The organism is Streptosporangium brasiliense, from assembly GCF_030811595.1.
In the GTDB taxonomy this organism is placed as follows: domain Bacteria; phylum Actinomycetota; class Actinomycetes; order Streptosporangiales; family Streptosporangiaceae; genus Streptosporangium; species Streptosporangium brasiliense.
This window is the reverse complement of sequence record NZ_JAUSRB010000002.1, coordinates 7,900,774-7,919,739: the sequence shown is the minus strand read 5'-3', so window position 1 is coordinate 7,919,739 and position 18,966 is coordinate 7,900,774. Positions and strand designations below refer to the sequence as shown.

The 18,966-nt window shown below is 70.9% G+C and carries 22 protein-coding genes; 13 read left to right on the top strand and 9 right to left on the bottom strand.

Going from position 1 to position 18,966, the window contains the following annotated elements; translation table 11 throughout:
- The first annotated feature begins 8 nt into the window (after positions 1 to 8).
- Positions 9 to 524 (top strand): Pycsar system effector family protein, encoded by a 516-nt coding sequence (locus tag J2S55_RS45400; protein WP_306874424.1) that lies wholly within the window; start codon positions 9 to 11, stop codon positions 522 to 524.
- A gap of 105 nt (positions 525 to 629) precedes the next feature.
- Here the strand turns inward: J2S55_RS45400 and J2S55_RS45395 are convergent, their stop codons facing one another.
- Complete coding sequence (locus tag J2S55_RS45395) at positions 630 to 1,349, bottom strand: Crp/Fnr family transcriptional regulator (RefSeq protein ID WP_306874419.1); 720 nt, start codon at positions 1,347 to 1,349, stop codon at positions 630 to 632.
- 261 nt (positions 1,350 to 1,610) lie between these two features.
- Here J2S55_RS45395 and J2S55_RS45390 point away from each other — a divergent pair, with 261 nt between their 5' ends.
- Entirely contained in the window at positions 1,611 to 3,782 is a 2,172-nt protein-coding gene (locus J2S55_RS45390) for a WD40 repeat domain-containing serine/threonine protein kinase (RefSeq protein WP_306874414.1), read from the top strand.
- A gap of 585 nt (positions 3,783 to 4,367) precedes the next feature.
- A complete protein-coding gene (locus J2S55_RS45385; RefSeq protein WP_306874411.1) occupies positions 4,368 to 4,940 on the top strand; it encodes an AAA family ATPase in 573 nt (190 codons plus the stop codon).
- Positions 4,941 to 4,945: 5 nt separating this feature from the next.
- Here J2S55_RS45385 and J2S55_RS45380 read toward each other — a convergent pair whose 3' ends face one another.
- Positions 4,946 to 5,473 carry an NADPH-dependent FMN reductase gene (locus J2S55_RS45380; RefSeq protein ID WP_306874408.1) on the bottom strand — a complete coding sequence of 176 codons (528 nt, stop codon included), beginning with the start codon at positions 5,471 to 5,473 and terminating at the stop codon, positions 4,946 to 4,948.
- Between the two features lie 88 nt (positions 5,474 to 5,561).
- On the opposite strand from J2S55_RS45380, the gene J2S55_RS45375 reads away from it, so the two are divergent.
- From J2S55_RS45375 to J2S55_RS45355, 5 genes are all read left to right on the top strand, one after another.
- Positions 5,562 to 6,482, top strand: coding sequence for an AfsR/SARP family transcriptional regulator (locus J2S55_RS45375; protein ID WP_306874405.1), 921 nt, complete (start codon positions 5,562 to 5,564; stop codon positions 6,480 to 6,482).
- A 3-nt stretch (positions 6,483 to 6,485) separates the two neighbouring features.
- On the top strand, positions 6,486 to 8,453 hold the full coding sequence (locus J2S55_RS45370; RefSeq protein WP_306874402.1) for an ATP-binding protein: 1,968 nt from the start codon (positions 6,486 to 6,488) through the stop codon (positions 8,451 to 8,453).
- Positions 8,454 to 8,499: 46 nt separating this feature from the next.
- Positions 8,500 to 8,688 (top strand): hypothetical protein, encoded by a 189-nt coding sequence (locus J2S55_RS45365; RefSeq protein ID WP_306874399.1) that lies wholly within the window; start codon positions 8,500 to 8,502, stop codon positions 8,686 to 8,688.
- A 78-nt stretch (positions 8,689 to 8,766) separates the two neighbouring features.
- Entirely contained in the window at positions 8,767 to 9,411 is a 645-nt protein-coding gene (locus tag J2S55_RS45360; RefSeq protein ID WP_306874396.1) for a TetR/AcrR family transcriptional regulator, read from the top strand.
- Between the two features lie 4 nt (positions 9,412 to 9,415).
- Complete coding sequence (locus tag J2S55_RS45355) at positions 9,416 to 10,237, top strand: class I SAM-dependent methyltransferase (RefSeq protein ID WP_306874393.1); 822 nt, start codon at positions 9,416 to 9,418, stop codon at positions 10,235 to 10,237.
- Positions 10,238 to 10,429: 192 nt separating this feature from the next.
- Here the strand turns inward: J2S55_RS45355 and J2S55_RS45350 are convergent, their stop codons facing one another.
- From J2S55_RS45350 to J2S55_RS45340, 3 genes are read right to left on the bottom strand one after another with little or no spacing between them, the layout of a single operon-like run.
- Positions 10,430 to 11,023 carry a GNAT family N-acetyltransferase gene (locus J2S55_RS45350; RefSeq protein WP_306874391.1) on the bottom strand — a complete coding sequence of 198 codons (594 nt, stop codon included), beginning with the start codon at positions 11,021 to 11,023 and terminating at the stop codon, positions 10,430 to 10,432.
- Positions 11,020 to 12,492: an APC family permease gene (locus tag J2S55_RS45345; protein WP_306874388.1), complete on the bottom strand. Its 1,473-nt coding sequence runs from the start codon at positions 12,490 to 12,492 to the stop codon at positions 11,020 to 11,022. Before J2S55_RS45345 ends, J2S55_RS45350 begins: the two co-directional genes overlap by 4 nt.
- A gap of 28 nt (positions 12,493 to 12,520) precedes the next feature.
- Positions 12,521 to 13,156 (bottom strand): GOLPH3/VPS74 family protein, encoded by a 636-nt coding sequence (locus J2S55_RS45340; RefSeq protein ID WP_306874386.1) that lies wholly within the window; start codon positions 13,154 to 13,156, stop codon positions 12,521 to 12,523.
- Between the two features lie 512 nt (positions 13,157 to 13,668).
- Between J2S55_RS45340 and J2S55_RS45335 the strand changes: the two genes are divergently transcribed.
- From J2S55_RS45335 to J2S55_RS45325, 3 genes are all read left to right on the top strand, one after another.
- Positions 13,669 to 13,947, top strand: a complete 279-nt coding sequence (locus J2S55_RS45335; protein ID WP_306874383.1) for a hypothetical protein — start codon at positions 13,669 to 13,671, stop codon at positions 13,945 to 13,947.
- 145 nt (positions 13,948 to 14,092) lie between these two features.
- Positions 14,093 to 15,526, top strand: coding sequence for a hypothetical protein (locus J2S55_RS45330; RefSeq protein ID WP_306874381.1), 1,434 nt, complete (start codon positions 14,093 to 14,095; stop codon positions 15,524 to 15,526).
- A gap of 87 nt (positions 15,527 to 15,613) precedes the next feature.
- Positions 15,614 to 15,910, top strand: a complete 297-nt coding sequence (locus tag J2S55_RS45325) for a hypothetical protein (protein ID WP_306874378.1) — start codon at positions 15,614 to 15,616, stop codon at positions 15,908 to 15,910.
- Positions 15,911 to 15,937: 27 nt separating this feature from the next.
- Here the strand turns inward: J2S55_RS45325 and J2S55_RS45320 are convergent, their stop codons facing one another.
- The 4 genes from J2S55_RS45320 to J2S55_RS45305 all read right to left on the bottom strand — a co-directional run bounded on the left by J2S55_RS45320 (position 15,938) and on the right by J2S55_RS45305 (position 18,060).
- Positions 15,938 to 16,114, bottom strand: coding sequence for a hypothetical protein (locus J2S55_RS45320; RefSeq protein ID WP_306874375.1), 177 nt, complete (start codon positions 16,112 to 16,114; stop codon positions 15,938 to 15,940).
- Positions 16,115 to 16,163: 49 nt separating this feature from the next.
- Positions 16,164 to 16,439 (bottom strand): DUF1684 domain-containing protein, encoded by a 276-nt coding sequence (locus tag J2S55_RS45315; RefSeq protein ID WP_306875884.1) that lies wholly within the window; start codon positions 16,437 to 16,439, stop codon positions 16,164 to 16,166.
- 3 nt (positions 16,440 to 16,442) lie between these two features.
- Positions 16,443 to 17,336: a class I SAM-dependent methyltransferase gene (locus tag J2S55_RS45310; RefSeq protein WP_306874372.1), complete on the bottom strand. Its 894-nt coding sequence runs from the start codon at positions 17,334 to 17,336 to the stop codon at positions 16,443 to 16,445.
- A 118-nt stretch (positions 17,337 to 17,454) separates the two neighbouring features.
- Positions 17,455 to 18,060: an XRE family transcriptional regulator gene (locus tag J2S55_RS45305; RefSeq protein WP_306874369.1), complete on the bottom strand. Its 606-nt coding sequence runs from the start codon at positions 18,058 to 18,060 to the stop codon at positions 17,455 to 17,457.
- A gap of 92 nt (positions 18,061 to 18,152) precedes the next feature.
- Between J2S55_RS45305 and J2S55_RS45300 the strand changes: the two genes are divergently transcribed.
- Together J2S55_RS45300 and J2S55_RS45295 are read left to right on the top strand one after the other, a co-directional pair.
- Positions 18,153 to 18,497: an FAD-binding protein gene (locus tag J2S55_RS45300; RefSeq protein ID WP_306874365.1), complete on the top strand. Its 345-nt coding sequence runs from the start codon at positions 18,153 to 18,155 to the stop codon at positions 18,495 to 18,497.
- The gene (locus tag J2S55_RS45295; RefSeq protein WP_306874362.1) at positions 18,422 to 18,925 is read left to right on the top strand and encodes an FAD-dependent oxidoreductase; all 504 of its coding nucleotides are present in this window, start codon (positions 18,422 to 18,424) and stop codon (positions 18,923 to 18,925) included. Before J2S55_RS45300 ends, J2S55_RS45295 begins: the two co-directional genes overlap by 76 nt.
- Positions 18,926 to 18,966 lie beyond the last annotated feature (41 nt).

Below are 18,966 nucleotides of genomic sequence, written 5' to 3'. Positions count from 1 at the left end.
AGGTCCCGATGGTGCGACGCAAAGCGAACAACGAGTTGAGCGCGGCCGAGTCCCTCAATGTCGCGCTGCAGACACTCACCATCTTCCACGGCTACGTCCAGCAGGCCGACACCAAGCTGGCCACCACGGCCACCGTCCATCTCGGCTTCACCGCCGTCGCCGCCACTCAGATCGGCAGCATGGGCAAGGCCTGGACGGGCGGTCCGCCACTGGCGGTCGCCGCGGTCATCGTGGTCCTGCTCTTCACGGCCGGGTTCCTCGTCGCGGGCCACCATCTCGTCGCCGCGCTGCGTCCCCGCCTCACCGGCCCGGCCGGGCCCAACAGGTTCGGTCTGGTGCGGACGGACGGGGTGCCGTCGCCGGCCGACGCGGTGAGGCAGCAGCGCGAGGTGTGGTCACTGATCTCCACTCTCGCCGACGTCGCGCTGCACAAGCACGAGCGGATCCGGCGGTGCCTGCCCTGGATGGTTCTGATGCCCATCGCCACCGTCGCCTGGCTGGCGCTGACGGCGCTGACCGGCTGACGCCCGCGGAGCGCGGAGCGGATCGCGGAACCCCGCTCCGCCCTCACCGGTCTCCCGGAGCCCCGCGCCCTGTCCCGTGCCTGCCGGTCGGTCTACGCCTGACCTTCACCCGGGGGGAGGCGGGCCGAGGTCGGCGAAGGCCGCCAGGCCCGGAAGGTCGGTGACGGTGACTCGCCGGTGGCCGGTGCGGACCAGCCCGCGCGCCGACAGGTCACGCAGGATCTTCTGGACGGTGCTCTCCTTGGCGCCGATCAGGCCGCCGAGCTCGACCTGGGTCAGCGGGACGCCCAGGTCCGTGCCCTCCGGTCCGGTCCGGCCGTGCCGGGCGAGCACGGCCAGCAACAGGCGGGCCAGGCAGATGTCGCTGTCGTATCCGGCGAACTCCAGCCGCCGCTGATTCGCCCAGCGCAGCCGGTCGCCCATCAAGGTGCTGAGGGTGAGCGCGGCGGAGGGATGCCGCCGGAGGTAACCGAGGAAGACCTCACCCTTGATCAATCGGACGACGGTCACTCCGCAGGTGACCACGTCCGCCGAGCGCGTCGACCCGTCCAGCACGGCCATGTCGCCGACCACGTCCCCCCTGACCTGCACCGCGAGCAGGGACTCCCGGCCGTTCTCCGTACGGGCGGTCACCTTGACCAGGCCGTGCACGACGACGGAGACGAGGTCCGCGGACTCGCCCTGACGGACGATCACGTGATCGGCGGGATAGGTGTGGATGACCCCCAGCGCGAGCAGCGTCCGCCTGGACGGCTCCGGCAACCGCGCCAGGAAGGTCTCCGCCGGCCAGGGGGACGCTCCCGATGAAGCCGGAACCCACCGCATAGGAGCCCTCCCGGAGGCATGGGGCGGAAACTCTGCCAGCGCGAGAAATGCTATCCGCGGAAGGCTTCCAGCGCCCTGAGGGGCGGGGCGGCGGCATGGAGATCCCGGCTCTCCGGCGGGCGCGGGCGTCGATGTGAAGGCTCCTTGACGCGGTGCCGGTGGTGCGACATGCTCGGCTTCCGCCTCGGCGTCAAGGAGCCTTCACATGAGGTGGCAGCACGGAAGGGTCCGCCCGCCCGCGACGCGGTCACGGAGTGAACGGTGGCCGACCTGTTCCCGCTGAGTGAGACCGACCCCCGCCGGATCGGCGACTACCGCCTGAGCGCCGTCGCGGGAGAAGGCGGTCAGGGCGTGATCTACCTGGGGCACTCCCCGTCGGGCGCCCGGGTCGCGATCAAGGTGCTGCACGCCCGGATGGCCCGCGACCCCGGCGTGCGCCGGCGTTTCCTGCGCGAGATCGGCCTGGCCCGTAAGGTGGCGCCCTTCTGCACGGCCCGGGTGCTCGACACGGGCATGACCGGCGATCGCCCCTACGTGGTCAGCGAGTACGTGCCCGGCCCCTCCCTGCAGGACCTGGTCACCGGCGACGGGCCGCGCACCGGGGGCGGGCTGGAGCGCCTGGCGGTCACCACGCTCACCGCGCTGGCCGCCGTCCACCGCGCCGGCATCGTGCACCGCGACTTCAAACCGGCCAACGTGGTGATGGGCCCCGAGGGTCCCGTCGTCATCGACTTCGGCATCGCCCAGGCACTGGAACAGGTCACCACCCGCTCCGGCCCCGTCGGCACCCCCGCCTACATGGCCCCCGAACTGTTCGCCTCCCAGCCGGCCACCACGGCCTGTGACGTGTTCAGCTGGGCGGCCACCATGGTGTTCGCCGCCACCGGCCGCCGCGCCTTCCCCGGCGACGACGCCACGGCGGTGATCGGCGCCATCGTGCTGGGGCAGGCCGACCTGAGCGGCGTGCCCGCCCCGCTGGACGACCTGCTGGCCGCCTGCCTGGACAAGGACCCCGCCGCACGCCCCACCCTCACCGCCGTGCTGGGCGTCTTGACCGGCGAACACGCCACCCCCGGCCGGGCGGCACCCGCCGGGGCGCCGGCGGGTGCCGCTGGCTCCGGAGACTCAACCGGTCGCGTCGTCGCTCGTCCCCCCGATCCCGTGCCGCCACCGGCACGCGGCGACCTCGACCAGTCGATGGCCCCCTCCCGCCGACCGTCCACGATGCCCGCCGGCCCGGCCCGGCGGCGTGTCCTGCTCTCCCTCGCGGCGGTGGGAGTCGTCGGCGGGGGCGCCGCGATCATCCGCACCCTGCAGCAGGAGACCCCCGCGACGCAGCGGGAGACCCCCGCGACGGGATCGCCGGCCGTGGGCCGATCCGGCCGGCCGGCATCCGCTCCCGCGACGCCTCATGCCCGGGCGCAGACCTCCGCACCGTCGCCGAGCACGGCGCAACCGCCGTTCGGGACCCCGCTCAGCCCCCCGCTCACCGGGCACACCCGCGAGATCAGCGCCGTGGCGATCGCCGCCGTGGACGGCAGGACCGTCGCGATCTCCGGCACCGACTACGACTACACGCTGCGGATCTGGGACCTGGCGGCGGGCCGGCAGATCCGCAGGGTCCGGGTCCCCGGCTCCGTCTGGACGATGGCCACCGGCACGGTGAACGGCACACCCGTCGCCGTCACCGGCGACAACGCGGGCAGCGGCGGAGACAACGGGGGCGCGCTCAACGTGTGGGACCTGACCTCGGGCAGGCAGATCGGCGAGCCGGTCACCGGTTACACCGACGCGGTCAGCGCGCTCGCGCTGGGCACGATGAACGGCAACGCCGTCGCCGTCTTCGGCGACGACGACCGCTACACGATGTGGGTCTACGACCTGACCGCGGGCCGCCGGATCGGCCGGCCCCTCACAGGTCACACCGGCGCGGTGACGGGAGCGGCGATCCATCCGCTGGGGGACAGGACCATCGCCGTCACCGGAAGTTACGACAGAACCCTGCGCGTGTGGGACCTGGCCACGGGCCAACGCGTCGGTCGCCCCCTCACCGGTCCCGACCCCGTCCAGTCGCTGGCGCTCGGCACGTTGGACGGCAAGGTCGTCGCCGTCACCGGCGGCTCCCGCAAGGTCCGGATATGGGACCTGGCCGCCGGCGAGTTGATAGGGTTGCCGCTCACCGGCCACACCGATTCCGTCACCTCGATGGCCTTCGGCACCCTGGAGGGACGGCCCATCGCCGTCTCCGGCGGCGCCTACGACCGCACCGTGCGGGTGTGGGACCTGGCCGCAGGACGTCAGATCGGCAGAGCCCTCGTCGGCGGCACCGGATGGGTCCACTCGGTGGCGGTCGGGACCCTGAACGGCGCGACCATCGCCGTGGCCGGCGGCGACGACCGCAAAGTCCGGGCGTGGAGTCTGGGCGCGACGTGAGTGGAGACACCGGCCCCGCAGGTCGAGGACGGGATCGACCCCTGGCCGTCGAAGCCGCGCACACCCGTTGAGGACATCCGCCCAGGGGCCCCGCCGACATGGCCCGTTGAGGACATCCGCCCAGGGGCCCCGCCGACATGGCCCCGCTGAGGACATCCGCCGCGGGGCCCGCCGGCATGGCCCCGCTCGCCCGGCACGCGTCCGGCGACGGCCGCGCCCGTGCTGAGCCCGCTCCAGGGCGGAGTGCTACGGCTGGTCGCCGCGGGCGCGTCCGGCGGGTAGACCCAGCGCGGCGATCGGCTGTACACCCCTCCCTTTTGCGCGCCCCGGCGGCGTGCCGGTGCGCTCGGGCGACTCTCGGGCGACTGCGGAATCAGCCGACACGTCCCAGATGATCGACCCGGCCGGGTCCGGGCGCGCCCGCGGACCGGTCGCGATCCCCGTCCGGGTGCCGTCCTCGGTGGCCGGCCCGCTTTCCCGCCCGGACGGCAACGGTTCCGGTGCCGCCCACTGCGACCCGGCCGGATCCCCACGCCCCACAACCGAGATCGTTCGATGTGTGACCAGAAAGGCGGACAGACGACAATGAGGCGCTACATCCTCACCGGCACCCCCGGCGCCGGCAAGACCACGATCCTGCGGAGCCTGGCGGCCCTCGGATACGCGACGGTCGAGGAGGCGGCCACGGCGGTCATCGCGGACGGGCAGGCGCGCGGCGACGCCGAGCCGTGGACCCGGCCGTCCTTCATCGACAAGGTCGTGGCCCTGCAACGGCGGCGGCAGCTACGGCCGGTCATCACCGCGCCGCCCGTGCAGTTCTTCGACCGTTCGCCTGTCTGCACCCACGCTCTCAGCACCTATGCGGGGCAGCCGATCTCCTCGGCCCTGTCCGCCGAGATCGACAGGATCACCCGCGAGAAGATCTACGACCGGCACGTGTTCTTCGTCCGTAATCTCGGCTTCTGCGAACAGACCGCGGCCCGCCGGATCAGCTTCGAAGACTCGCTGAGGTTCGAACACATCCACGAGCAGGCCTACCGCGCGTTCGGCTACCAGCTCATCGACATCCCCGCCGGCCCCCTGCCCGAACGGGTGACCGCGATCCGGGCCGTGATCTCCCGGCTCGCGGACTCCGACCGGCCGCCGACGCTCCCGTGACGACGTCACCGGCGGACGTCAGCGGACATGGCGGTGCTCACGGCCGTGGTGCTCCTTGAGGGCGTCGAGCAGGCGACCGGCGGAGGAGTCCGGAGGGGGCCGGTGAAACGGGAGGGTGACGGGCTCGCCGACGCACACCGCTCCGAGGGCGGCGAACACCGGCCGGAGCTGTTCGAGGGCTCGCAGACCGCCTGAGGCCTGTCCGTAGGAGCGAGCTTGCCCCGCCACTCCTCCTGGTACCAGTCGATGGCGTTCTTGAGCGAGGCGGGGAAGCTGTGGTTGTACTCCGGCGTCACGATCACGAACGCGTCGGCCGCGGCCGGCCAGGGCCGCAGATCCTCCACGGCGGCCGGCCCGGGGGCGCGCCGCGCCGGGAAGTCCGCGGGGAGTACGGCCGGCAGCCAGGCCTCGGCCAGGTCGATGAGGTCCACGTCGAGGTCGCCGCGGCGACAGGCCCTGGAGTGGAGCCAGGCCGCGGCGGTGGGGCCGAATCTGCCCCGCCGCACGCTGCCGATGACGATCGCCACTCGCATTCCGCCTCCTGCCGTCCCGTCGGTGGATCCCACTGTGTCGGTGGCCGCGCACGATCGGCTGGGGATCGGCTGGAGATAGCTTTGTCCGGTGCGATTTGGAGTGCTTGGTCCGCTTTCGGTGTGGACCGCCGACGGGACGCCCGTCCGGGTCCCCGAGTTGAAGGTCCGCGCGCTGCTCGCCGACCTGCTGGTGCACGAGGGGCGGCCGGTGCCGGCCGACCGGCTCCTGGACGATCTGTGGGGCGAGGACCTGCCGGGCAACCCCTCCAACACGCTGCAGACCAAGGTTTCCCAGCTACGCCGCGCGCTGGGCGATCGGGAGCTGGTGGCCTACCAGCCGACCGGATACTCCCTGGTCAGCGACTCGGTGGACGCCATCGAGTTCGCCCGGCTGCTCGCCGGGGCGCTGGCGAGCGATGACCTGCGGGTGAAAGCCGACCTGCTGTCCGACGCGCTGGCGCTGTGGCGCGGTCCAGCCTACGCCGACTTCCGCGACTCCTTCGCGCACGCCGCGGCCTCCCGCCTCGACGGACAGCGCCTGACGGCGCTCGAGGAGCAGGCGGAGGTGCGGCTGGCGCTCGGCGAGCACAGCCGCCTGGCCGACGAGCTGGGAGAGCTGGTGGCGGCCCACCCCCTCCGGGAGCGGCTGCGAGCGGCTCATCTGCGCGCGCTGTACCGCGCCGGGCGGCAGGGCGCGGCCCTGGCCGGATACGCCGAGCTCCGTGCCCTGCTGGCCGACGAGCTGGGTCTCGATCCCGGTCCCGAGCTGGCCGCGCTCCACCAGGCGATCCTGGTGCAGGACCCGGCGCTGACGCCCGCGCCCGTGTCCTCCTCGACGAACCTTCCCGCGCAGGTCACCTCGCTCCTGGGCAGGGACGGGGCGGTGGCGGAGGTCCATGCACTGATCGCTTCCTCCCGGCTGGTCACGTTGACCGGTCCGGGCGGGGTGGGCAAGACCCGGCTGGCGCTGGCCGCCGCGTCCTCGCTCGCCTTCCCCGACGGCGTGTGACTGGTGGAGCTGGCCGGGGCCACCGGGCAGGTGGCCGAACTGGTGGCCGCCGCGCTGGGCGTCCGGGACGAGACCTCCTCGCCTCCTCAGGTGCCCGTGTCCGGCCTGGCGGATCGGCTGGCCGCCGCGCTGCGCGGGCAGCGGCTGCTGCTGATCCTCGACAACTGCGAGCACCTGGTCGAGGAGGCGGCCGCGCTGGTGGAGCTGCTGCTGAGGACGGCTCCGGCGGTGCGCGTGCTCGCCACCGGCCAGGAGTCGCTGGCCCTGCCCGGGGAGATGCTCTTCGTGGTGCCGCCGCTGGACCAGGCGAGCGCGGTCGCGATGTTCGCCGACCGCTCGGGCACGTCGCTGGACGCGGAGAGCACCCCGTGGGCCGAGGCGATCTGCCGGCGGCTGGACGGACTGCCGCTGGCGTTGGAACTGGCGGCGGCGCGGGTGCGGGCGCTGGGCGTACGGGGGGTGGCCGAACGGCTCGACGACCGGTTCCGGCTGCTGGGGGGCGCGGGCCGGGGCCGGCCTGCCCGGCAGCAGACGCTACGAGCGGTGATCGACTGGAGCTGGGAGCAGCTCACCGAGCCGCAGCGGGCCGCGATGCTGGCGCTGGCGGTCCATCCGGGCGGGTGCACGCTGGAGGCGGCCGAGGCGGTCGGGGTCGATCTCGACCTGCTCGACCAGCTCGTGAACAGATCGATGGTGACGGGCGCGCCCAGATACCGGCTGCTGGAGAGCGTGGCCGCCTACTGTCTGGAGCGGCTCGACCAGGACGATCCGGTGGTCGGGCTCAGGGACGCCTACTACACCGAGCTCGCCGTACGGGCCGCGCCTCACCTGTACGGCAGCGCCCAGCGGCGGTGGCTGTCGCGGCTGGACGAGGAGGCGCTCAACCTCAGGGCGGTGCTGGACTCGGTGGAGTCACCTCGACTGGTCGAGGCGCTGACCTGGTACTGGTATCTGCGGGGCAGGTATCAGGAGGGGTATCGGCACACCAGGGGGACGGCCTGGGGCTCCGGGTTCGCGCTGCTGGCCGGCGCCGGCCGTACCGGGGGGACGGAGTTCCCCGACGCGAGGTCACGCTGGTTCCTCGCCCACGCCTGCATGAACTTCGGGGACGTGAGCACGGCGGCCGGGCTGCTGGAGGAGGCGCTGGCACAGTTCAGGGCGCTGGACGATCGCTGGGGTGAGGCGGCGGCCCTGGCCGGCCGCGCCAAGCAGGCGATGTTCCAAGGCGACTTCGACCTGGCCGCGCGCAGCGGCGCCGAGAGCATGGCGATCTTCGGTGAGCTCGGGGACCGGTGGGGGCGGCTCCAGGCCTCCGACATCCTCGGCTACCTGGCCGAGGTCACCGGCGACTACGCGCGCGCCGGTCGGCTGCACCGCGAGGGGCTGCGGATCGCCGAGGACCTGCGGCTGTGGACGGATGTGTCCTACCGGCTGTCCAGCCTGGGGCGGATCGCCCTGCTGACCGGCGAGCTGGAGCGTTCGGCGGAGTTCCACGAGCGGGGGATGCGGCTGGCCGGCGAGCAGGCGAACAGGTTCGCCGAGGAGTTCGCCAGGGTGGGGCTCGGGCTGGTGGCCCGTCGGTCCGGTGACCTCGACCGGGCGGAGGAGTTGCTGCTGGAGTCGCTGGCCTGGAACCGGCGGCTGAGGACGGAGTTCGGTGTGCCGTTCTACGGGGTGACGTTGATCCTGGCCGAGCTGGGGTTCATCGCCTCGGGGCGGGGGGAGGCGGCCGCCGCCCGTGCGCTGCATCTGGAGGGGCTGGCCGCCGCCCGCGAGGTCGGCGACCCGCGCTCGGTGGCGTTGGCGCAGGAGGGGCTGGCGGAGGTGGCGGCGCTGGAGGGCTCCTTCGAGGAGGCGGCCCGGCTGCTGGCGGAGGCGGCGGCGCTCAGGGAGTCGGTCGGCGCGCCCCTGCCGCCGTCCGAACGCGGCGATGTGGACCGCGTCCTTCGAATGATCGCTTCGGGGCCGTAGGCCGACCATCAGCCGATCGTGTGTGGCGGTCGGCACAGTGGGACGCATGAGAGCACTGATCCTCAGCCCTGACCTGTCCTCCGGCGTCGTCCCCGACCCGGTTCCCCCGCCCTCGCGGGTGCTGATCCAGGTGTCGGCCGTTCCGCTCAACTACGGGGAGATCGCCTACCGGCCCGCCCGGCCGCCGATCCCACCGGTCACACACCGCACCGGGTCCTGTTCCGTGGATCACTGAACGTTGGGTGGCGCGCCGCCCCCTCCGGTGCGGGGCTCTCCCTTGCCAGGCATTGAACGAATGTATAGCATCCTAAACATGTGTTCAGCATCGTCGGACCTGACCGCCCAGGCCAAGATCCGCAACGCGGCCATCGCGCACTTCGCCCGGGACGGCTTCCAGAAGACCAATCTGCGTGCCATCGCGGCGACCGCGGGAGTGAGCGCCGGCCTGGTCATCCACCACTTCGGCAGCAAGGACCGACTCCGGAGCGTCTGCGACGACCACGTCCTGCGCATCTTGGTCCAGCGGGCCGACAGCGCCCGCCCGAGCGGCATGCAGGACCTCTTCCGCGAATATCTGTCCAACCCGGAGGAATACCGCCTCCAGGTGCAGTACATGCTGCGCGCGATCGAGGAGGACACCCCCACCGCGGCCACGTTCGTCAACACGCTGGTGGACGAGTCCGAGGAGATCCTGCGGGCCGGGATCGCCGACGGCTCCATGCGGCCGTCCTCGGACGTGCGGGCGCTGGCGGTGCTGAGCGTGCTCAACAGCGTGGCCACGCTGACCATGCCGCCGGCCCTGGCGCGGGCGCTGGGCTACGAGCGGTTCGGCCCCGACGCGCTGCGCCGCCTCGCACTGCCCACGCTGGAGCTCTACACCCACGGGCTGTTCACCGACGACGCCGCGCTGAAGGCGGCCAGGGCCGCACTGGACGGATCACCACAGGAAACGGAGTGACACGATGGCCATCACCTTCCCCGACCTCACGCCACTGGAGAGCACGCTCTGGCTCACCCTGGCGGGCAAGGCGCTCGACTACCAGGCCAAGCACCCGATCCTGCGCGACAGAACGGCCTACGACGTCGTCAGGAAGCTCGACTACGACGCCGGGCAGTTCAAGCTCTCCGCCAGTCCCATCGTGGGCATCGCGCACCGCTCGCTGGTCATGGACAACATCGTGCGGCAGTTCGTCGTCAAAAATCCCGACGCGGTCGGGCTCGACCTGGGCGCCGGCCTCGACACCCGCGTCTACCGCGTCGACCCGCCCGCCACCGTCGAGTGGTACGACGTCGACCTGCCCGGTGTGGCCAAGGCCAGGCAGCTGCTGCTCCCCGAGCGCCCCCACGCCCACACCATCGGCTCGGACCTCAACGACCCCGACTGGATCGACGAGATCCCCGCCGACCGCCCCGCCGTGATCGTCGCCGACGGCCTGATCGGGTTCCTGTCCAAGGAGGAGCTGGCCACCCTCCTCGACCGCCTCATCCGCCACTTCCCCACGGGGGAAATCTGCTTCAACGGCTACACGCGCTTCCACGTGTGGGCGGCCAGAAAGTACGCCGGCACCCGGTCCGTCGCCCCCTACCTGAGGTCTCCCGGCTTCGACACCCCGCAGGACATCGAGCGCATGGAGCCCCGCATGAAGTTGGTACGCGAGATCTTCCTGGGCCGCGAGCCCGAGGTCGCCGACTATCCGTGGACCACCCGCCTGGCCGGCTTCCTGACCGCCTGGAGCACCTCCATCTCGCGCAAGGGCACCGCCGTCCAGCACTACCGTTTTTAGGGCCTGTACGGACTCGGATCTTCAGATGGGCCGACGGCTCCGGATCCACATGACGGCACCACGTAGGTGGAGGCCGGCGAGGTGACTTTCGGGAGCCTTGTCGAAGCGGAAGGCCGGGCCGCGAGCACAACGGGGCCGGAACCGCCCCCGCCCCCGGCCCACGACGGGCCGGGGGCGGGAGCGGCACTCGGGTCAGGGGTTGGACGGGCGCCACATCGGGTACATCGGCGGGCCGTCGGGCATGAATATCGGGTCGCCGAGGTCCTGATAGCCGTGGCGCAGGTAGAGCCTGCGGCTGCGGGTGCTGCTGGCCTCCAGGTAAGCGGGTATGCCCGCCTCGTCGAGCCCGCGGTGGTACTCCTGGAGCAGCCGGGTCCCCGTCTTCCGTCCCTGGTGCCCGGGGAGCACAGCGAGGAACGCCAGGTAGTGGTGCGGGTCGTGGGGATGGCGCTTGTCCATCTCCTCACCCATCTGCCCGATGCGCTCCGCGTGGGGACCGGCGAACGCCTCCACCCGGGCGTCCCGGTCGGGGATCTCGGGAAGCGGCTCGGCGCCCTTGTGGAACCACACGGCCACGGCGGACATGTCGGCCGTCGCGTGGACCACGCCGTGGATGAGGGCGCTCTCGGTGGTCATGGAGAAGAAGGGGGGCATCACCCGGCGGCGGTCGTCGTCCGGCGGGATCATCCAGGCCGAGATCTCCTGCTCGTGGAAGGAGGTGGCGATGATCGCGCCGATGGTCTCGGCGGCTCCGGGAGCGTTCTGAACGCGAATGATCTCTGTCATTCGGTCCCTCCCACGGCAGCCCGGGCGCCCCGCCCGATGTTCGCGTACACCTTCGGCCGGTTGGCCCGCAGGGCGAGTCCCCACATGACGCCGAGCCCCACGGCGACGAAGTAGACGGCGGGCATGATCCAGCGCAGCGGGGAGTCGGGGGCCACGCCGAGCACGGTGTCGAAGTTGGCCATGACGAGCATGATGACCACGACCAGCAGGACCGAGGAGATACCCGGGGCGATCCTGGTCCGCCAGGCGTTCTCCTCGGTGAGGTTCTTGGTGAAGAAGACCAGCACGGAGATCGAGGTGGCCGCCAGCATCATGAGCAGTCCCAGGCCACCGAACGATCCGACGGTGAAGAACAGTTGGATGACCGGATCCAGGCCGAAGACCGCGTATATGACGATCGTGACCAGCCCGATGACACTCTGCGCCAGCGAGCCGTTGATCGGGGCACCGGTCCGGGGGGAAGTACGACCGAAGGTCTCGGGCAGCACCCTCTCCCTGCCGAGGGCGAAGATGTAGCGGGAGATCGTGTTGTGGAAGGCGATCAGCGCGGCGAAGAGGCTCGTCACGAAGAGGAGGGAGCCGATGGTGGCGATGGTCGCCCCCAGGTGCTGCCCGGCCAGGTTGAACAGGAGGGCCGAACTCTGCTCGCGCGAGGTCTCGATGATCTTGTCCGAGCCGATCGGCACGGTCATCGCCCAGGATGACAGGGCGTAGAGCCCGGAGATGACGGCGAGTGCGACATAGGTCGCGATCGGCACCGTACGCCTCGGGTCCTTGCTCTCCTCGGAGAACACCACCGACGACTCGAAGCCCGCGAAGGACGCGATGCAGATCGCGACCACCGCACCGACCCCGGGGACGAAGAGGTTCGACGGGTCGAAGACGTCGAGGCTGTAGCCCGAGGCCGCCGGGTTGATCAGGTCCGCGAGGTCGAACACGACGACGACGGCTATCTCCGTCAGCAGCAGGACCGACAGGACCTTCCCGTTTACGTCGACCCGCATGAGGCCGAGCACCCCGGTCAGCACCCAGGCGCCCAGCCCGATGACCCACCAGGGCGGGGAGCTTCCGAACCAGTCGGTGATCAGCGGCTGGGCGGCCGCACCGATCATGCCGTAGAGACCCACCTGGAGCGCGTTGTAGGCCAGCAACGCGACCCACGCGGTCGCCACCCCCACCGGCCTGCCGAGTCCTTTCGCGGTGTACGCGTAGAACGCCCCGGCGTTGACGACGTAACGGGCCATCGTCACGTAGCCGACGGCGAACAGGCCCAGGATGGCTCCGAGCAGGATGAAGGCGAGCGGCACGCCGGTCACGCCGGTCGCGGCGTAGGCGGCGGTCACCGAGCCACCGATGACAGTCAGCGGCGCCGCCGCCGAGATGACGAAGAACACCACCGACGGCACACCGAGGCGGTCCTGGGCGAGCGCGGCGGAAACGGCGCTGGCCCTTCGTTCTGTCACGGACATTGGGATCCTTGGAATGAGGGGGGTGGGTTCACCGGCGGCTGATGACGGAGTCACCTACGGCAGCCTCGGTCTGGGCGATCAGTTCCTGGAGCGGCGCCGGGAGGGCGGTGATCGAATCGGAGAGGTATCTCGGGTTCTGCTCCCACAGGACGAGCTGGCTGCCGCCGGTCGCGACGAGCAGCCCCAGCAGGACGCTGTCCTGGACGTTGAGTGGCTCACGGCGCTGGATCGCCAGGTTGACGCGTCCACCGGGCCACGCCGCGATGTTCACGTCGACCGGTGCCTGCCTCCGCGACAGGCGTCTGCCGGGCGGGCGCAGCAGCCCGTCGGCGGTCATCCGGGCCGCCACGTCGGCGAGTGCCGTACGGGCGAGGAACTGCAACCAGGTATGGAGGCGATGCGAGGGTTCGGCGATGATGTGGTCCAGAGCGGTCCTGGTGAGCGCGTCTCCGGGCGGCGTCGCGTCGAGAACGACGAGCCGTATCTGCCCCGCCGCCAATCCCACGGTTGTCCGTCCGGCGAGCATCAGTTCTCCCAGGATGGCGGCGGCCAGCCCCAGACCGGTCAGGCGGGCATGAAGCCTCATCCGGCCGGTCGCGTTGTCATGCATGGCAAAGAACAGGTCGTTGGCCAATCGGGTTCTTGAGAGATCAACTCCAACCACGAACGGCGATCGTATAGCTAAGTCATTAAATTTGTCATTACGCGAACGGAGTTCCGGCACCGAACATAGGTCGGCCAGACGAGAACCGAGGAAACGGACAAATGGCCAACAATCTGGAGCTATGTCGAGAGGCGTCCCGAAGATTTCGGCGAATCCAAGAATTTACATATTTTCGGCCAGTGGCGGGCGGGTGCCGGGAAGCGGCCCGCAAGGCTCGCCGAGCCGGAACAACCCCGGTCAGACGGTTCCCGAAAGCGCGGCCCCGTGAGTCCCGATGAATCTCCATGGGATTTTAATGCAGGGATTTTTGGCAGTTTGAGACTGGCGTAATACCGCGCAGGCTTCCTCGCCCCCCGACGCAGTGCTAGCGGGCGTCGTACGCGTCCGCGTGGAGCAGCACATCGACGCGCTGTTCGGCGACAACGCCGTCGACTGGGGCCTGATCGAGGAGCACTGAGCCTTCTCCAGCCTGATCTTGCAGGTGAGGGCGGGTGTGGTAGACCCGGACATCGATGAGGGCGAGGCTCCAGGTAAGAGAGCAGCCGACCGAGACCCGATGCCCCCACCTGGAGCCTCGCTGTGCTGTCTCACCCCGCCACGATCCCGCTGTCCGGTCGGACCCCGAACCACCTCGCCAGCCCGCCGTCGCCTTCTACCTCTGGCGGAAGCGGGAGGGCGCGTACCTGTCGCTGACGATCGACGTCCTGCGCGTCACCGGTGGGGCGATCACCGGGATCGTCACGTTCCACGACGACAGCCGGCGCGTTATGCCGGTCGTCGAGGACCGGTAGATAGACAGAGCCGGCCCAGCCGGCTTCGAGAACGGACACTCCCAGCCTGCGTCACCATCGAGACCGGCTGCTGTCTGCCTGCTGGGCGAGGACCGCTCCGAGACTCGGCCCAGGCCGACCGTCAGGTGCCCTAGTGTTCGCTGTCGTGCCTCAACGATCATCGATCCTCTGGGCCGCGGCGCTGCTGACCGCGCTGTTTCCCGCCCTCCTGTTCTGGATCGAAACACTCCTGTCCGGGAACGACGGCAGCCAGAGCTACGTGTGGATGTCCTCGGGACAGTGCCTGGGCAACCAGATCAACGACCTGCTCCGATCCCCGCAGCGTACGCTCGAGGACTTCCCTCTTCTCGAGTACGGCGGCGCACCGATGATCGCCCTGGCCTTCACGGGCTGGTGCCTGAGCCTCCGATCCGGCCGTGCCCGGCTCGGCCGGATCATCGCCCGCTGCGCCGCCGCGGCACTGCTCCTGTCCCCCCTCTGCGGACTCCTGCTGGTCACGCTCGACGCCGCACTCGATACCCACTGCCTGGAGGCATGGGGTCCACCGGCCCTGCTGAACGGGGCTGTGGGAACCGACCTCTACCGTCTGGCACCCCCGATTCTGGTCCTGGCCGCGGTCCGCGCCCCCCGGCGCGCGTTCATACGACGAGGTCGCCCCGCCCGCACGGCACTCGCGATCCTGGCACTGAGCGTGACAGTCCTGGCCCTGGCGGAGGCGGCCCCCGCCGGCACGGTGAGCAGCGAGGGGGAACTCGACTGTGCGGGATTCGGCGACGGCACGGTCAGGGGGCTGAGCACGGGAGAGAAGGGCTTCCTGTGTCAGGTACGCGGCTACAACTCCTTCTACGCCGAGGGGGGCATCGAGGGATGGGGGCAGGCACCCGACCGAGTGGTCCTGGCCCATGGACACCACCTGTGCGGCCTGGCCACCCGGCAGGGCGGCAACCTCGAAGCGCGAGCCGTACAGCAGGCACCGCACGCCTCCCTGGGCCGCGCGCTGGCACCGCTGTGTCCGGCGGTGGCCCGATGGCAGGAACAAGAGGGCAAGCGGAAGCAAGAAGAAGAGGCGGCGTACGTCGCGGAGAAGGAGAAAGCCTGTGCCGCGCACCGCACACACCGCCCGAAGATCAAGCCGGTACGCCAGCGCCGCGCCACCATGTGGACCGAGTTCTGGACCATCAACGCGTGGGAGGACGGGTATGAGGGCACTGTCCCCGAGACGGTCGAAGACCTGGTCGGCAGCGAGCGAGGCGCACTGACGATCTGGGCGGCCGACGAGATCGGGCACGCCTGTGTGACCGTCGAGTCCTACACCCGACGGCCGCCCCTGGAGATCAGGGGGGGGGAGGAGGTGGTCGAGGTCGGCTACGACAGCCCGAAGGGTTCGCTGGCCCTCGTCGATGGTTGGGGCAACCGCCTGCCTGCGCTCACACCCGCCGGCCCGGGGTCCTACCGCGTCCGCGTCCACCTGCGCGGACGCAAGCTCGTCCACCAGAATCCCGACGCTCCGGACGGCGCGGTGCAACTGTTGATCATGGTGTTTCCCGGCGAGCAGAAGAAGCCGACGGTCTACCGGTGAGTCCGGTCACGTGCAGGTCCTCGGCCCGGGCGGTGACCCAGGACTGGCGCGGGCCGGTGGAGTGCCCGCGAAGCATCCATCCAGGAGATGACTGCGGTATCGGATTTTCCGGAGTCCCCGGCGAAGGACCCGGAGCAGGTGATCGGGATCGGTGAAGGCCACGTTGGCCAAGGGGCCGCGACGCAGCAGGGACTGGACGAGTGGTTCCGGATACTGACGTGCCAGGTCATACACGTCGCGCTCGAAGAGCGGCGTGAGCGTGCGACAGTCGGGCTGCTGTTGCAGCCGAGGCAGAACGAACTCCTTGACCAGGTGCCTGGCGGAGCCGCGAGCCGCTCCGACTGGATGGGGCCGCACGGCGCATCGGCTTCCGTGGCGCGGTGACGACGGTGGACGGACGCTTTCGCCGTCTTAGCTGTCTTGGCCGGCGGGGATGAAGTTCACGTATTCCTCGATGCTCTGCTCGCCCTTGCCGTCGTTGTGCCAGACGGTGGCCGTCTCGGCGCACAGGGCGCGGACGCGCTTCCAGTCGCGCGACTCGAGGGCACGGAGGTAGGTGACTGCCTTGTCCTTGAGGTCCTGGCTCATGCTGGTCTTCTTCCTGTACGGATGGGTTGTGGCAGGGGGGCGGGGCGGGTCAGCTCCGGTCGGTGGTGTTGTGGATCAGGGCACGCTCGCCGACCTCGATGCGCATCGGCAGGTGGTTGCCGGGCGGCGCAAGGGGGCAGACGAACACCTCCGGGTTCAGGTGGTGACAGGAGAGCGCGGCCTGGTTGAAGTCGACGGTCAGCGTGCTGCCGGGCTCCAGGAGGGGCAGTACGAGCCGGCGGCCGATCTCGGGGGTCTGGTCCCCGTTGGCCTCGTCGGTGAAGATCACTAGCCGGCGGCCGGGGAATTCCTGGAGGGCGGCCAGGGTTCAGGCGCGGCGGGCTGCCCAGACGGTGCGCTCGGTGCGTACGGCGAGGTCGTCGCGGCGCAGGATGCTGTGCGGGCTGTTGGTGTCGAGCAGCTCGTCGAGTGCGGCGAGGTCTTCGGGGCTGAGCGCTGGTGCGGCGGCGCCGCGGATGCGCTGCAGGCCCCCGTGGGCGTAGCGGCCGACGGCTCCGCCGCGGTCGCCTTCGATGTTCACGGCGATGGTGCGCTCGTCTTCGACGGTGAAACCGGCGGCCGACAGCATCGGTCCCCAGTCGGCGCCGCGGTGCGGGACGTGCTCGGCGTGGAAGCTGTCGGTCGCCCTGTGGCAGCGTTCTTCGAGACCGGGCCGATTCTCGGGGGCGTCGGCGGGCAGGAAGCGGGGGAAGCCGTCCAGCTCGACGACGGCGAACAGGCCGCCCGGGGCGAGCAGGTCGTGGACGCTGGTCAGGGCGCGGTGGGGGTGGGCCATGTGGTGCATCGAGGCCGAGGCCCACACCAGGTCCGGCGTCCCGAGATCGGGCCAGTCAGCAGCGTCGAGGTCGGCCTGCACGGTGCGCACGCGCTCCTCCACTCCACGGGCGCACGCCTTCTCGCGCAGGCGCTGCAGGTGCCCGGCCGAGGTGTCGACGGCGGTGACGTACGCCTCAGGGAAACGCTCGAGGAGCGCGAAGGTGCCCGCCCCCGTGCCGCAGCCCAGATCCACGATCTGGCGCGGCTCGGTCTTCAGCGGCAGCCAGGCGGTGATGAATGCGATGTGCTCGGCGAGCACCTCGGCATCCAGGTCAAGGATCTCCGCCTTGCCGCCGTCATCGTGCGCCTGGTGGTGGCCGCCTTCGCTGGGACCGTGGCGGTGGCCGCCTTCGCCGTGGGGGGTGTGCTGGTGCGCTTGGGTCATGGCAACACCGTAAGACGCTCATGCGTCTACAGCACAGCCACTTGCGGTTTACGCAAGAAGGTCGCTTCGTCTGCTGCCCATCACGCAAGATCCCGCGTGCGCCGGGCCTCTGGCGTCGTCACTCACAGGGGGTCTGGGCGTCGCCGCGGTCGCCGGCCTCGGCGACGTCGCGTTGGTGGCCGCGGCGGGCGTCGCGGTCGAAGATGCCCATGATCTCGCACGGCCCACCCTCGGCGCCGATCGCGTGCGGCATCATGGTGGGGAACTCGGCGGCCTGGTTGGTCTCGATGCGGAACCGGCGATGGCCGAGCATGAGGACGGCGGTGCCGGACAGGACCACAAGCCATTCGCGGCCGGGATGGGCGCGCATGCGGGCAGGGTTGTCGGGCGGCGGTCCGGTCATCCGCTGACGCATCACGCTCATGCCGGGGTCACCCTTTATGGGCCAGCGCATCAGACCGTGGGTGCCGTCGATCATCGGGCTGATGACGACATCGTCGGCGGCGTTCTCCACCAGCTGGTCCAGGGTGGTGTCCAGAGCGCGGGCGAGGGTGACGAGCTGGTCCAGGGCGAGGCGGCGCCGGCCGTTCTCGATGCGGCTGAGCGAGGACTGGCTGAGGTTGGCGCGGGTGGCCAGTTCTTCCAGGGACCAGCCCTGGGCGACCCGCAGGGCGCGGATCCGTTTGCGTACGAGGCTGTCCAGCTGCCCATCTTCTTGCGTCATGGGCAACATGGTATGCCTCTGCTGCAATGCGGGCTTAACGTCGACCACAGGTGGTCCGGAACGGGGGGCCACGCACGACGAGAGGGCGCGACATGTCTGCGCAGACTTCCCGCTACGAGAGCGACGAACTGCCCGCTGAGACCGGGACCGTGGAGGTGGTGGTGATCGGCGGCGGCGCCGCGGGCCTGAACGGGGCCCTGATGCCGGCCCGCTCGCGCCGCTCGGTCGTCGTGATCGACAGTGGCACCCCGCGCAACGCCCCCGCCGCAGCCATGCACGGCCTCATCGTCCTGGACGGCACGCCGCAGGCCGAGATCCTCAAGCGGGACGGCAGCAGGTACGCCAGTACGGCGGCCAGATCGTGTCCGGCGAGGTGGCCTCGGCCGGACCGGCCGCCCCGTCACCCGAGGGTGATCTGCGGTTCACCGTCGGCCTGACGGACGGCCGCACGGTGACGGCGCGCCGGGTGCTGGTGGCCACCGGCCTGCGCGACGTGCTGCCCGAGGTGCCCGGCCTGGCCGGGCACCGGGGTCACGGCGTGGTGCACTGCCCCTACTGCCACGGCTGGGAGGTACGCGATGAGCCGATCGGCATCCTCGCCACCGGGCCCGCCTCGGTCCACCACGCCTGGGTGTTCCGCCGGCTGACCGACGACCTCACCTACTTCACCCGCGGCACCGAGCTGGACGCGGACACCCGCGCCCGCTCCGCCGCCCGCCACATCCGCGTCATCGAGCCCCCCGTGCAGGAAGTCGTCAACGACGAGGGCGGCGCCCTGGCCGGCTCCCACATCAACGCCCTCCTGGCCGCCCCGGACACCGACGCGGCCCGCGCTGCGGCACAGAGCGAGAACACCACCGCCTGAACCCCTCCGCCGCTGAGCTGCGCGGCCACACCCAACGGTCC